This is a genomic window from Streptomyces sp. UG1 (assembly GCF_049974585.1).
GTDB lineage: Bacteria > Actinomycetota > Actinomycetes > Streptomycetales > Streptomycetaceae > Streptomyces.
On the sequence record NZ_JBNGGG010000037.1, the window covers coordinates 23,183 to 34,965 of the forward strand.

Annotated in this window: 14 protein-coding genes; 8 read left to right on the forward strand and 6 right to left on the reverse strand. The window is 71.8% G+C overall.

The genetic code is table 11. The features are described 5' to 3' along the window. Positions 1–355 precede the first annotated feature (355 nt). Both ACP4J3_RS35090 and ACP4J3_RS35095 read right to left on the reverse strand, forming a co-directional pair. Positions 356–550, reverse strand: a complete 195-nt coding sequence (locus ACP4J3_RS35090; protein WP_426540348.1) for a DUF397 domain-containing protein — start codon at positions 548–550, stop codon at positions 356–358. Next, positions 510–1,358 carry a helix-turn-helix domain-containing protein gene (locus ACP4J3_RS35095; protein ID WP_426540349.1) on the reverse strand — a complete coding sequence of 283 codons (849 nt, stop codon included), beginning with the start codon at positions 1,356–1,358 and terminating at the stop codon, positions 510–512. Before ACP4J3_RS35095 ends, ACP4J3_RS35090 begins: the two co-directional genes overlap by 41 nt. 86 nt (positions 1,359–1,444) lie before the next feature. Here ACP4J3_RS35095 and ACP4J3_RS35100 point away from each other — a divergent pair, with 86 nt between their 5' ends. The 4 genes from ACP4J3_RS35100 to ACP4J3_RS35115 all read left to right on the forward strand — a co-directional run bounded on the left by ACP4J3_RS35100 (position 1,445) and on the right by ACP4J3_RS35115 (position 3,494). Beyond that, positions 1,445–1,918 (forward strand): ATP-binding protein, encoded by a 474-nt coding sequence (locus ACP4J3_RS35100; RefSeq protein WP_426540350.1) that lies wholly within the window; start codon positions 1,445–1,447, stop codon positions 1,916–1,918. 142 nt (positions 1,919–2,060) lie between these two features. Then, positions 2,061–2,840, forward strand: a complete 780-nt coding sequence (locus tag ACP4J3_RS35105; RefSeq protein WP_426540351.1) for an NPP1 family protein — start codon at positions 2,061–2,063, stop codon at positions 2,838–2,840. A gap of 127 nt (positions 2,841–2,967) precedes the next feature. Next, positions 2,968–3,243, forward strand: a complete 276-nt coding sequence (locus ACP4J3_RS35110; RefSeq protein WP_426540352.1) for a type II toxin-antitoxin system Phd/YefM family antitoxin — start codon at positions 2,968–2,970, stop codon at positions 3,241–3,243. Then, positions 3,240–3,494 carry a Txe/YoeB family addiction module toxin gene (locus ACP4J3_RS35115; protein WP_426540353.1) on the forward strand — a complete coding sequence of 85 codons (255 nt, stop codon included), beginning with the start codon at positions 3,240–3,242 and terminating at the stop codon, positions 3,492–3,494. Before ACP4J3_RS35110 ends, ACP4J3_RS35115 begins: the two co-directional genes overlap by 4 nt. A 31-nt stretch (positions 3,495–3,525) precedes the next feature. Here ACP4J3_RS35115 and ACP4J3_RS35120 read toward each other — a convergent pair whose 3' ends face one another. Continuing rightward, the gene (locus ACP4J3_RS35120) at positions 3,526–4,725 is read right to left on the reverse strand and encodes a hypothetical protein (protein ID WP_426540354.1); all 1,200 of its coding nucleotides are present in this window, start codon (positions 4,723–4,725) and stop codon (positions 3,526–3,528) included. A gap of 70 nt (positions 4,726–4,795) precedes the next feature. Then, complete coding sequence (locus ACP4J3_RS35125; RefSeq protein WP_426540355.1) at positions 4,796–6,010, reverse strand: PP2C family protein-serine/threonine phosphatase; 1,215 nt, start codon at positions 6,008–6,010, stop codon at positions 4,796–4,798. A gap of 179 nt (positions 6,011–6,189) precedes the next feature. On the opposite strand from ACP4J3_RS35125, the gene ACP4J3_RS35130 reads away from it, so the two are divergent. Both ACP4J3_RS35130 and ACP4J3_RS35135 read left to right on the forward strand, forming a co-directional pair. Further along, positions 6,190–6,651 carry a hypothetical protein gene (locus ACP4J3_RS35130; RefSeq protein WP_426540356.1) on the forward strand — a complete coding sequence of 154 codons (462 nt, stop codon included), beginning with the start codon at positions 6,190–6,192 and terminating at the stop codon, positions 6,649–6,651. 253 nt (positions 6,652–6,904) lie between these two features. Continuing rightward, complete coding sequence (locus ACP4J3_RS35135) at positions 6,905–7,849, forward strand: hypothetical protein (protein ID WP_426540357.1); 945 nt, start codon at positions 6,905–6,907, stop codon at positions 7,847–7,849. A 33-nt stretch (positions 7,850–7,882) separates the two neighbouring features. Here the strand turns inward: ACP4J3_RS35135 and ACP4J3_RS35140 are convergent, their stop codons facing one another. Next, positions 7,883–9,202 carry a PLP-dependent aminotransferase family protein gene (locus ACP4J3_RS35140; protein WP_426540358.1) on the reverse strand — a complete coding sequence of 440 codons (1,320 nt, stop codon included), beginning with the start codon at positions 9,200–9,202 and terminating at the stop codon, positions 7,883–7,885. A gap of 92 nt (positions 9,203–9,294) precedes the next feature. Here ACP4J3_RS35140 and ACP4J3_RS35145 point away from each other — a divergent pair, with 92 nt between their 5' ends. Next, positions 9,295–10,074: an alpha/beta fold hydrolase gene (locus tag ACP4J3_RS35145; RefSeq protein ID WP_426540359.1), complete on the forward strand. Its 780-nt coding sequence runs from the start codon at positions 9,295–9,297 to the stop codon at positions 10,072–10,074. 57 nt (positions 10,075–10,131) lie between these two features. Here ACP4J3_RS35145 and ACP4J3_RS35150 read toward each other — a convergent pair whose 3' ends face one another. Continuing rightward, entirely contained in the window at positions 10,132–10,680 is a 549-nt protein-coding gene (locus tag ACP4J3_RS35150; protein WP_426540360.1) for a DinB family protein, read from the reverse strand. Positions 10,681–10,770: 90 nt separating this feature from the next. Here ACP4J3_RS35150 and ACP4J3_RS35155 point away from each other — a divergent pair, with 90 nt between their 5' ends. Then, positions 10,771–11,772 carry an endonuclease/exonuclease/phosphatase family protein gene (locus ACP4J3_RS35155; RefSeq protein WP_426540361.1) on the forward strand — a complete coding sequence of 334 codons (1,002 nt, stop codon included), beginning with the start codon at positions 10,771–10,773 and terminating at the stop codon, positions 11,770–11,772. The last annotated feature ends 11 nt before the right edge of the window (positions 11,773–11,783 follow it).

The window sequence follows — 11,783 nt, forward strand, 5'->3', positions numbered from 1 at the left end:
CCGACCGCTGCCCCGGCGCCCATCCCGCCGGGGCAGCGGTGTTCCTCCGGGCACCGGCACCGGCCCCCGGTAGGTCCAGGGGGTAGTGCCGGTTGCTCATGCCCTTGGCCACCAGCGCGGCGTCTTCCTGTTCCCGGCGGGTCAGCGGGCTCGGGGCGGGGCGCAGGGCGTAGGTGGCTCTTGGCCGGGTTCAGGACGCGGGCGCTCACCACCGAGGGATTGATTGCCCTGATCGGACGGGCTGCCGATCAACTCTCCGGCTGCCAGTCTTGGACCCGTGCCCCTCATCCCCCCGAGGGGCAGACAGCCGCCGGCGGACACTCCCCCCGTCCGCCGGCGGCTTCTGGCGTGGCCGTCAGCGCCCGACGTGGCTCACGAAGGCGACGTACGCCTCCGGCGAGAGGGTGAGGGTGCCGACCTCGGGGTTCTTGGAGTCGCGGACGGCGATGTGGGGGGTGAGGTGGGCGACCTCGACGCATTCGCCGCCGCTGGTGCCGCTGTAGCTGGACTTACGCCACGCTGCTGCCTTCAGCTGCTGGCCGGTCTCCATAGCGTTCCTCCATTACGCGGGCGATCAGGTCGGCCGAGTCCCTCGGCGAGAGGGCGGCGGCCTGCAAGCGAGCGTAACCGACCGAACGCTCCCTGATTACCTGCGGGTTGGCGGTCATGTGCCCCTGGTCATAGCTCTCGCTGTAGTGAATGTCGGGGTCGTCGTCGAAACGCAGAAGGGTGAACGAACCCATCATCCCCGCGTGGGGGCCCACGTCGAACGGCAGCACCTGGATGTGCACCCAAGGATCGTCCCGGAAGCTCAACAGGTGGGCGAGTTGCTTGCGCATCACCAGGCGGCTGCCCACAGTCTGCAAGAGCGCCGACTCGTCCAGGATGACCCACACCGCGGGCGGTTGCTCCCGCTTCAGTACGCGCTGCCGGTCCATGCGGGCCGCGACCATCTCCTCGACCTTGTCCGGATGGTCGAAGCTCAGCAGCGCCTCCGCGTACTCCCGCGTCTGGAGAAGCCCGTATATCAACTGACACTGGTACGTCGAGATGTACGTCGCCTTCGCTTCCATGTCCGCGAACGGCTGAAACCAGGTCGGCAGTTGGGTCCGCAAAACCAACCCCACCAGCCTCGAAAAACACCCGTCCGTCAACAGCGCCGCATCCGCCCGTTCCGCGAACTCCCTGGTCGGCACCTTGTGGGCGGTCTCGATCTGGCCCACCAGGGAGCCGGTGCAGAAGATGCAGTCGCCCAGGTCGCCCTGGGACATCCCCGCCGATTCCCGGTACCGGCGCAGCTCGGAGCCGAAGTAGTCCAGCGGCGAGGCGGTGGGGTCGAGTTTGCGGATGTTGGGCATGCGGCGGTCACCCCCAGGTCAGAACGCGGCGCGGCGTTCGTTTCGGTCTGTGGCCGAGCGTAATCACATGACTCCACGCTGGTGACATGAATCGCGTAACTGCCTCTCACGAGGAAGGACTTGGCGCCCGTTACGGCACCGGTTTCACTCTCGGTGAGCACTCCGCCCGGCACCTGCGCCGCATCCTCCGCCTGTATCTCGCCGCCTGGGAGATGGACGACCTGTACGACGCGGCGTCCCTCGCCCTCACCGAGCTGATCGCCAACGTCGTACGCCACTGCCCCGACCGGCGTGCCGCGGTGCTGATCCTGCGGCTGCCGGAGGAGCGGGGACTGCGCATCGAGGTCACCGACGCGAGCCCGTGCCCGCCGTTGTCCACAGCTGTGGACGAACTCGCGGAGGGTGGGCGCGGAGTGGGGATTGTCGAGGCCGTCACGGATCGGTGGGGGTGGGTCCCGCTGACCGACCGGCCCGGCAAGACCGTCTGGTTCGAGTGTGGCGTGAAGGCGGCAGGAGAAGGCGAGGTGAACGGCAAACCGCGCGAAGGGAACGGATGTTGACGCCACGAGGAATATCCCCCCGAAATGCCCAGGACGATTGATCGCCCTGTTCAGAACATGCCGCCAATCAACTCCCCGCACTCCAGTCTCGGTCTCGTCCCGCCGGAATCCCGGCAGAACCAGCCACCACTGGAGCACCCACATGTCGCAGACAGCGAAGCCCCGCCGGCGGTCCCGTATCGCCAAGGCCGCCCTCGTCCTGGGCAGCGCCGCCGCGCTGACCGTCGGTCTGACGGGCAGTGCCAGCGCCGGCGTCCTGAACCCGCTGCCGTGGAACGCGAGCACCTTCCAGAACAAGTACATGCCGCGGTTCGACTACGACGGGGACGGCTGCTTCCCCGCGGCGGCGGTGGACGCGGGCGGACACCTCAACGGCGGCCTCAAGCCCACCGGCCCGATCACCGGCGACTGCCGGGACGGCCACCTCGGCAGAGCCAACACGTACTCGCAGTCCCGGTGCGCGAACGGCTGGTGCGCCTACGTCTACGCGCTGTACTTCGAGAAGGACCAGACGCTCAACGGCGCCGACGCCTTCGGGCACCGCCACGACTGGGAGTCCGTCGTGGTCTTCCAGAAGCAGGGCGAGGAGCGCCCCCGTTACCTGGCCGCGTCCCGGCACGGCGGCTACAGCACCCACCCGATCAACGAGGTGCCGATGGACGGCAACCACGTCAAGATCGTCTACCACAAGGACGGCGCGAGCACGCACGCCTTCCGCTTCGCCAAGTGGGGCGAGGACACGGAGGCCTGGGGCCCGGGCAACCAGTGGGACACCCCGGCCCTGGTCACCATGGAGAACATGGCCAAGACGCCGCGCGACGCCCTGTGGAACTCCCAGTGGGGCAGGGCCAACTTCCCGCTGACCAACAACCTCGTCAGCAACATCAACAAGGCCCGGCCCGGCGAGGTGCCCGCGTTCTGACACGGGCCCGCACCCGAGCCGCCCCCGGCGGGACACTTCCCACTGCCCCGCCGGGGGCGGTTCCACACTGGTACGGTAAAGCCGTACGACTAGCCGCATTATTCGGAAACGCTCGGAGGTCAGTCCGATGTCGATCTCGGCGAACGAGGCCCGGCAGCGCTTCTATCCGCTGATCCGGCGGGTCAACGAAGACCACGAACCCATAGAGGTCACCTCCCGCGAGCACGGCGATGTCGTGATCATGTCCGCCGAGGACTTCCGTGCCTGGCAGGAAACGGTCTATCTGCTGCGCTCGCCGCGTAACGCACGGCTGCTCATGGAGTCCGTCGCGGAACTTGACGCCGGTCAGGGCCAGGCAAGGGATCTGATCGACACGGAGGACGCTGAGGGGTCCACCGTATGAAGGTCGTCTTCTCCAGCCATTCCTGGGAGCAGTACACGTACTGGGCGACAGCCGATCCGAAGATCCTCAAGAGGATCAACCGCCTGGTCAAGGAGATCCAGCGGACGCCCTTCGAGGGTGCGGGAAAGCCCGAACCGCTGAAGGAAATCCTGTCGGGCTGGTGGTCCCGGAGGATCACGGACGAACACCGCCTGGTGTACCGGGTCAAGGACGGGGCGGTGGAGATCGCCCAGGCCCGCTACCACTACTGACGCCACACCGCACGAGGCACGGCGGTCTCCGTCACCCGCTGACCTGCAGTTGCCGCAACTGCCGGTGAACGCTCTCCAGGGCGCCCTTCCGCCGGCCGGGGACGCGGGCCCGCAGCTCCGCCAAGGTGGGCCCCAGTTCCCGCGCGAGCGCCGCGTCGCGGATCTGTCCCCACTGGTGGTGGGCGCGGTCGACCGCGGCCTCCACGGCGGGCGCCTCCGGGGACTGTCCGGCGGAGAGCCGGGCGGAGGCGACCGTCAGCCAGGAGCGGCAACTGCGCACCGGGTCCCCCGCCATCATCGCCAGATCCGCGCGGACCTCGATCCAGTGCAGGGCCTCTTCGGAGGCGGGGCCATGGGTGCGCAGGGCGGTCTGCTCGTGGTGGGCGGCCAGGGCGTCGGCCTCGCCGTGCCGGCCGGACTCGACGGCGGCGGTGATGGCCGCGTGCGCGTCACTCGGCACGCTGCTCGGCGCAGGGGGTGGCGGAGTGGTGCTCTGCGTGGGGCTCTGCACGGGCATGGGCGGGGTACTCGGGGCGGGGCTCTGCTCGGGGATCGGCGGGAGTTTCTGTACGGGGTGCTGCGCGGGCTTCTGTACGGGGTGCTGCGCGGTCAGCACGATGTCGGTGCCCGCCCCGGCCTCGGGCGCGATCCGCGCCAGGGCCATCTGGTGCAGTTGGTCCAGAGGTGGGCGGTGGCCGCTGCGCAAGAGGGTCCCGACCGCCTTCATGTACGCCGGGACCGCCACCGTACGGCGGTTCGGCGGCGGGGCGACACGGCCGTAGACCGTGCTGTTGCGGCCTGAGTCGAGGGGGTTGGCGCGCAGCCACTCCCAGGTCTCCGCGTCGGCGTGCAGATCGACGAGCAGAGCCGTCGAGCCCGGCGCGCGCAGGCGCAGTTCCTCGCGGAACCAGTGCCAGGGGAACCCGGTGTAGCGGACCGTGGCCGGCGTGGAGCGGGCCAGGGCGAGGTGGGGCAGGTGCTGGCGGCGGTCCAGGTGGAGCTGGCCGGTGACGAAGACGGTGAGCGGGGCGGGGGCGGCCGCGGCGGCGCGCAGGCGGGTCAGGACGGCCTGCGGCTCCAGCGGGTCGGCGAGTTCGACGACGTTCGCCGTGTCCGTGCCGGACAGCACCGCGGGCGGGACCGCGGCCAGGACGGGGAGCACGGAGGCGGCGTCCACCAGACAGCCCCTGCCCACCGGTGCGGCGGCGAGCAGCAGCACGGTTCCGGGCATCGGTCCCTCCCCATCCCCCGTCGATCACGTACGGCAGCACCGTAACCGCTGCGGGTGCAAAGGGGGGATCTCAGGCCTGCGAACGTCCGTTTCCGTCCCCATTCCCCGCATTCCCCACGCCACTTCTCCGCCGTACCGCGAACACCGTCGTGTCATCGGCCAGCCGCCCGCCGCAGTGCCGCAGCGTGCGCTCCCGTACGAACGCGACCAGCCGCGGGGGCCACGCGATCTCCGGGTCGGCGGCGACGGCCTCGGCGACGTCGGCGGCGAGCGGGTAGAAGTCGCCGGCGCCGTCCCGGGCCTCGGTCACGCCGTCCGTGGTCAGCAGCAGGGTCTCTCCGGGGCGCAGCGGCACGCGGAGCACGGGCGGCGGGCCGTCGGCGGGGGCGAGCTCCGCCAAGCCGAGGGGCAGGCCGTGGGCGGGCGGCAGGGACCGTACCCCGCCGGGGCCGACGATCAGCGGGCCTTCGTGGCCGAGGACGACGGCGTCCACCACGTCCCGGTCCCCGCCGTCCCGGTCTCCGTCGGGGAAGCCGATCAGCACGGCGGTGGCGAACCGGTCGCCGTCCTCCCGGCCGAGGGCCACCCGCATCCGGCAGTGCCGCCGCATCCGCACCTCCAGCAGTTCGGCGACCGTCGCGAGCTCCGGTTCGTGGTAGCCGGCCTCGCGGAAGGTGCCGAGCAGCGCGGCCGCCGCCTCCACCGCGCCCAGCCCCTTGCCCTGGACGTCGCCGAGGATGACGCGGGTGCCGTACCGGCCGGCCTGGATGTCGTAGAAGTCGCCGCCGACCCTCGCCTCGCTGTCGGCGGCGAGATAGACGGCCGCGTGCTCCAGGCCGCCCCAGCCCGGCGGCAGCGGGCGCAGCACGGTGCGGCGGATGGTGGCGGCGACGTCCTGCATGTGCAGCATGCGCCGCTCGCCGCGCACCCGGACCACACAGGCCAGCGTGGCCAGCACCCCGCCCATGCCGGCGAGGATGAGGTCGGGCAGGCCGGCCTGGTACTCGTGCGGCAGGACGGCGTCCGCGGCGAGGTAGGTGGCGGGCGCGAGCACCGCGAAGAAGGCCGTGCCCCACACCCCGCAGATCGCGGCGGCGATACCGGGCACCAGCACGATCCAGGACAGGATCCGGAAGTCCTCGCTGGTCCTGAAGTCGACGAGCACGATGCCGACGAGCAGCACCAGCGGCGGCACCCAGGCGACGCTCCGGCCACGTACCCGCAGCAGCTCCGGCCGCTCCGCGTCGCCCTTCAGCCCGGTCGCCCCGTCGCTGACCGCCCTCATGGCCCTCAGCGAAACACGGCGTTCGCCGCGCCGCATCCGGGTACCCGGGCGTCGTATCACCAGTGACACCGGTGTCACCTCACCAGTGATGCGACGGAATCGACACCTGCCGTCGACTTGCCTGGCGGCCGCCCCAGGTGTGCCCTGGAGGGCGGGGGCGAGGAGAGAGGAGTGCTCTCATGGCTCATGCGGCACCCGCGCCCGGCGGACGGGCTCCCGGGACGGGTACGGCGGCCGACAGGGGCGCCCTGCCCGATGTGTTCAGCGAGCGGACGCACCGCGTCGCGAGTGTGGCCGTACCGGTCGTCCTCGGGCTGGTCTACGGCTACTGGGCCGCGGCGAACCGGCGCTCCGGCGGTGAGATCACCGGCTGGAACCTGCTCTTCGGCTTCGTCACGGCGGCCGCGTTCATGGTGCTCTACGTCGCCGTGCGCTGGGTCGCCTCGCGCACGATCCGCGAGGTGCACGCGATCCTGTGGTCCGCCTTCGCGGGCAGCGCGTTCGGTTTCCTCTACGAACAGACCGACAAGACGGTGCTGCGCTCCGCGATCATGGGGCTGGTGATCGGCGCCGCCTTCTTCGCCGTGCTGTTCTACCGCTATTACACGCACGAGGACGCCCAGGGCCGCCGTACCGCCTGAAGGCCGCACACACACGTACACCTACACGCGCCCACGGTTCGGCCCCGGTCGCTCGCCCACACGGCGCCGGGGCCGACCCATCCCCCTTCATCCCCTTTTCACCCACCCACGTGGCCCGGCGGCCGGCCCTCCTCACCCCCTCCTGATCCATGAGACACCCGTTCGGGTGAACCCTCCACCGGAGAGCGACGCCGTGCCGCCGTCTGCAGGCACCCCGCTGGCACCCCGGCCCCCGTGACCGTTGCCTGAACGGGTGCCCACCCGTCTGCGGAACGCCCTGTCGGCAGCGCTGATCGCCCTGTCGTGCCTCCTCGTGCCGTTCGGCGTGCTCGCGGCCTGGGTGGTCCACGGGCTGGCCGACACCGGCAGATACGTCACGACGATGGCGCCGCTCGCCACCGATCCGGCGGTGCGGGGCGCGGTCGCGGACGCCGTGGAGGCCGGGGTGCTGCGGGTGGTCGACGACCGGCCGGCCGGATCGTCCGCCCCGGTGCGCCCCTTCGTGGACGACGCGGTCCGCTCCTTCACCCGCACCGAGGCCTTCCGCACGGCGTGGAACACGGGCAACCGGGAGCTGCACAGCGCCGTGCTGCGCGCCTTGCGGGACGAGCGCGAGCGCGCGGTCACCGTCGACCTGGCACCGATCACCGCCCAGGTCAAGCACCGCCTCACGGCCGACCACGTCCCTCCCCCAGCCTCCGGCCGGGGGGACCCCCATCTCGCTTCGCTCGCACACCGCCTCCCGGTCGCACACGCCGAGGTCGACGTCCTCGCGGCCGATGAACTGAACCGGCTCAGAAAGGGTTACCACGTGCTCGAAGTCGCCGGATTCTGGCTGCCCGTCGCGGGCGCCGTGCTCGCCGTCACCGGTATCGCCATCGCCGCGTGCCGCCGCCGCGCGGTCATGGCGACCGCCCTGGGCACGGCGCTCGGGGGCGCGTTCCTGGCCCTGGCGGTGGTGATCGGCCGCCGGCTCACCCTGGCCGACCTGCCGGATGCGGCCCACCGCCCGGCGGCGGGCGCGATCTACGACGCCCTGACCGCGACCCTGCGCACGGTGTCCTGGCTCCTCTTCACCCTCGGCATGGCGGTGGCCCTGATCTGCCGGGTCACGGAGTACTTCGCACAACGCCGACGAGCGTCCGGGGCGGCACCCACCGCGGACCCGGCACCCGACCAGCCCCGAGCCCGAGTATGACGACAACCCTGACCACGCCCTCCGTCCGCCCGGTCACAGAACCTCTCGCGCAACACGGGCGAGCGTCCGCAGCGCCCTCCGCAGATCCGGCTCGGGAGCGGACGCGAGGCCGAGTCTGACCGCGTCCGGCGTGCGGTTGGGGTCGACGGTGAAGGCGGGACCGGGCGTCACCGCGATGCCGTGCGCGGCCGCGGCGGCCGTGAAGGTGTCGGCCCGCCACGGCGCGGGCAGCTCCCACCAGGCGAAACAGGCGCGCGGATCGGACCGTACGACAAAGCCCCGCAGCTCCTCGGCCACCACCCGCTGCCGCCCCCGCGCATCAGCCCGCTTCGCCCCGACCAGCCGCTCCACCACCCCCTCCCCGATCCACCGCACGGCGGCCTCCACCGCGAACCGCCCGGCACTCCACCCACCGGACCGCACGGCCTCGGCCACCGGCTCCACCCGCCCGTCCGGCACGGCGACGAAGCCCACGGTCAGTCCGGGCGCGACCCGCTTGGAGAGACCGTCGACGACATGGACGAGCCCGGGCGCATGGACGGCGAGGGGATCGTCATCGGTGAGGAACGACCAGATGCGGTCCTCCACGACGGGGATGTTCAGATCGAGCGCGGTGCGCGCGAGCTCGCGCCGCCGCTCGGGACCGGTCGTGACCGAGGTCGGGTTGTGCAGGGTCGGCTGGAGGTACAGCGCGGCCAGGGCAGCGGTGCGGTGGGCGGCGGCGACGGACTGCGCGAGTGGGCCCTCCTCGTCCGTGGCCAGCGGCACCAGGGTGATGCCGAGCCGGGCGGCGATCTCCTTGACCACGGGATACGTCAGCGCCTCGACGCCGACCCGGCCGCCCGGCCGGACCAGGGAGGCGAGGATGGCGGCGACGGCCTGGCGGGCGTTGCCGGTGAACAGCAGCCGGTCGGGGTCGGGCTGCCAGCCCCCGGTGGCGAGCAAGCCGGCCACCGCCCGCCGGGCCTCGGGGGTGCCGGTGGCAGGGACCGGGCGCAGGGCATCCGCGAGAACGTCGGGGCGCAGAAGCGGCGCGAGCCCGGACGCGAGAAGCTCCGACTCACCCGGCACCGACGGGTAGTTGAGTTCCAGGTTGACCGGCGCCGCGGTCGCCGCCTCGACGAGGGCCCGCCCGCCTCCCTCCGGAGCGGCCCGCACGAAGGTCCCGCGACCGACCTCCCCGACGACCAGCCCACGCCGCACGAGCTCGGCGTACACCCGCCCCGCGGTGGACCCGGCGATCCCGCGCCGCCGCGCGAACACCCGCTGCGGAGGCAGCCGTTGGCCCGGCTTGAGCCGCCCCGCGGCGATGTCGTCGGCGATGCGATCGGCGATACGCCGAAAGTCACTCACAAGCCCACCCCCTCCACAGCCCCTCCCCGACATTGCACCGAGGGCAAAGATTTTATTGCACCGAGGAGTTGGGCGGTCCTAGGGTCGTCGGCATGAGCCCCTTCCTCGCATACGAGGACAAAGGCGCTGATCTCCCTTCAGTCCCCCTTGTCCTCGTCCACGGCCACCCCTTCGACCGCACGATGTGGAACCCGCAGATCGAGAAGTTCTCCGCCACCCGCCGGGTCGTGGCCCCCGACCTGCGCGGCTACGGCGCCTCCCCGGTCGTCCCCGGCATCACCCCGCTCGCCGCCTTCGCCGAGGACATCGAGACCCTGCTCGACGACCTCAAGGTGGCGACCTGTGTGCTGGCGGGCCTGTCGATGGGCGGCCAGATCGTCATGGAGTGCTACGCCCGCTTCCCCGACCGCATCCGCGGCCTGGTCCTCGCCGACACCTTCCCGGCGGCCGAGACGCAGGACGGCAAGCGGACACGGAACGCCATGGCGGACCGGCTGCTGCGCGAGGGCATGCGCGGATACGCCGACGAAGTACTGGAGAAGATGGTCGCGCCGTACGCGACCGCCGAGGTCAAGGCCCACGTCCACCGCATGATGACGGCCACCCCGCCCGAGGGCGCCGCGGCGGCCCTGCGCGGCCGCGCCGAACGCCCCGACTACCGCGCCCTGCTGACCCGCGTCACGGTCCCCGCCCTGGTCGTCGTGGGCGCCGACGACACCTACACCCCAGTACCGGACGCGGAGGCGATGCACACGGCCCTCCCGGACTCGACCCTCCGGGTGATCGAGGGCGCGGCGCATATGCCGAACCTGGAGCGGGCGGAGGAGTTCAACGAGGCGTTGGGGGCGTTGCTGGCCAGGGTCGACGTCTAGCACTCCAGTGCGATTGGTGTCGTCACACATCCCTTGGTGACAGCCGGACCGGGATTGCTAGGTCAGGACCAGCCAGCGGCGGCCGTCGATCAGCTCTCGGGCTGCGTCGAGGTGGCCGGCGTGGCACGCGGTCTCGGTGATGACATGCAGCAGGACGTCGCGCAGGGTGTGCAGGTGCGGTTCACCGAACTGGTCGTGGGGCCACCAGGTCAATGTGGCGTCGGCAGGGGTCGCGGTGATGACGTCATCGGCGAGTTCCGCCTCCTGCCGGTATAGGTCGAGCACGTCGGTGGCCGGCACTTCCGGGGCCACCTTCCACGCTTCGTCGCCGCTCGTCAGACCGCGGATGACCTCCTCGTCCCCGGCGACGACCGCGCGGAACCAGAACCGCTCCACATCCAGCGCGAGGTGCTGGACCAGCCCCAGGCAATGCCATCCGGAAGGCAGCACGGGCCGTCGCAGATCCTTCGCGTCGAGCCCGTCGAGAGAATCGTTTCGCTCAAATTTTCGGTCACGGCCACCCAGGATTCCCCAATCTCTGTGGCCGCGCAGGGAGTTACCCGATATCCGGGACACACCCCGGACGGCCTTCCCCCAGCCGGGCATCGCCGGACCCCTCCCGCGCAACCTTCCCCCCACACCCCCCGTCTTTGAGGGAGGATTCGGGCATCCCACCCGCGAGTGGAAGGTCGGGACTTGGAGACTGTGGCTGCCGAGTGGACGATGCCGCCGGACGGTGCCGCCGGGGGGCGGGCCCGGCGGCGGGGCGGTGCCTGGGGGGCCGGGCTGCTGTTCCTGGGGGTCAGTGTGGTCGTCGGCTGCCGGGTCGCCGGCGTCGACGGGGTCACCCCGGTTCCCCAGCTCCTGGCCTTTCTGCCGTGGCTGCTCGTGCCGGCCGGCTTCGGGCTGCTCATCGCCGTGCTCTCGCGCTGGTGGTTCGGTGCCGTGTGGGCGCTCGCGCTGCTCGGGCTGCTGGCCTGGTTCATCGAGCCGTACGGGAAGAGCACCGAGCCGGGCGGGGCGCCGCTGGTCTCGTTCCGGGTGATGACCTCGAACGTCGAGTTCGGGCACGCGACCGACGCCCTCGTCGCCGCCGTCCGCCGCGAGCGGCCCGACATCGTGTTCGTGCAGGAGTGCGAGTTCACCTGCGACGGCAAGCTCAAGAAGGCCCTCGGCGGCGAGTATCCGCACCGGGCGGCCCGGGTGGCCGGCGGTTCGGAGGGGTCGGTCGTGCTCAGCCGCTTCCCGCTCGACCCCGCCGAGGAAGTCGCCGGCACCATGGCCATGCCCGGCGCCGTCGCCGACGTACGCGGGCACGCCGTACGGCTCCAGCTCGCGCACCCCATGCCGCCGCTGCCCGGCCGGACCGACCGGTGGCGGCGGGAGCTGGGTGAGCTGCGGGACTTCGCCGCCGAGGACCGGCGCACACCCCTCGTCGTCGCCGGGGACTTCAACGCCTCCCAGGACCACGCCGCCTTCCGCCGCATCCTGGACACCGGTCTGCAGGACGCCGCCCGGCTCGCCGGCCACGACCGCACGGTGAGCTGGCCGGCCCGCACGGCACCGGCGTTCGGCGTGCAGATCGACCACGTGCTGCTCTCCGCGGACTTCTCGGTCCGCGCCGCCCGCTTCCTCGACCTGGCCGACACCGACCACCGCGCCCTCGTCACCGACCTCACGCTTCACCAGCGACGATGAGCTGAGCGGGG